The sequence below is a fragment of the Moorena sp. SIO1G6 genome, assembly GCF_010672795.1.
Classification (GTDB): domain Bacteria; phylum Cyanobacteriota; class Cyanobacteriia; order Cyanobacteriales; family Coleofasciculaceae; genus Moorena; species Moorena producens.
The window spans coordinates 1-1,061 of sequence record NZ_JAAHFZ010000201.1 but is presented as its reverse complement, the minus strand read 5'-3'; the positions used below and the strand labels follow the sequence as shown (position 1 = coordinate 1,061).

General features: G+C 37.9%; 1 protein-coding gene. It reads left to right on the top strand.

Annotated features, from left to right (window positions below; all coding sequences use genetic code 11):
* The first annotated feature begins 357 nt into the window (after positions 1–357).
* Positions 358–588, top strand: a complete 231-nt coding sequence (locus F6K63_RS37010; protein ID WP_287315031.1) for a hypothetical protein — start codon at positions 358–360, stop codon at positions 586–588.
* The last annotated feature ends 473 nt before the right edge of the window (positions 589–1,061 follow it).

Below are 1,061 nucleotides of genomic sequence, written 5' to 3'. Positions count from 1 at the left end.
TGGTATAATTCTGGTATCATTCTAACTTGATAGGTCGTCTTGACAATTTCTGACCTATCTTTTTTTACCATAATTCGCTCAATTTAATATATATCAAGGTTTACGGGGCGCTTGTCGCCCCCCCAGTAGGAAAACCTATGTCATAGTCGTTTATCATTACAAAGGCTTCAGCTTGACTATCAGGATAGTTTAAGGTTTCACATCTTAAATCGAGGCTTTTAGACAAAAATTGAATCAACTCATATTCATCTACTACTTTATTTAGGTAAAATTGCATTTCTGTGGACAACATCACTTACGGAGGTTTGCATAACTATCAGGTACACAGAACGGGCTAAGATAGGATTACATTATCTTATGAAGCTTTTTGATATGACAAGTTTATTACAGTATGTCACGAATGAGCAGGGGGAAAGAGTTGGGGTTTTATTGGACTGGAACACCTATTCTCGACTCGCTAATCCATTAGGGTTGGATGAGGAGTGTTTGCTTGGTTTGAGTGTAGATGAGTTAGAAGCACTGGCAAGTTGTAAATTGGCTGTGGCAGATCAAACTCGTTTGGATGATTTAGTGGCGAGAAATGTATAATCATTGCTCTGCACTGATGAGGTGGCTGAGTTAGAGGACTTGTTGGGAAAGGCGGATCAATTGACAATTCTCAAAACTCGCGCCAGATATAAACTCTCTGTGCTTAGAAAATGTTTCAACGGCAGGGTGAGTGTTTAGTATCAAAATGATAAGGTTGTAGGGTGGGCAAAGACCGTTTAGTTTTTTTTGATAATTCTAGATACTATAACTTTGCCCACCCTACTTTTTGTTATTTTCAGTTTACATTCGGATTGAGTTACAGCGACAAATTCGTAATCGCTTTAGTTATTCTATTTATCGGCAATTTTAATTATTATTTTTCAGACGTTGAGCGAGTAGACAATCCCTGGGGGGGCGACAAGCGCCCCGTAAACCTTGATATATATTAAATTGAGCGAATTATGGTAAAAAAAGATAGGTCAGAAATTGTCAAGACGACCTATCAAGTTAGAATGATACCAGAATTATACCAA

Excerpts from the sequence above, each read along its gene's own strand:
- F6K63_RS37010 (WP_287315031.1), top strand. The coding sequence starts at position 358 with ATGAAGCTTTTTGATATGACAAGTTTATTACAGTATGTCACGAATGAG.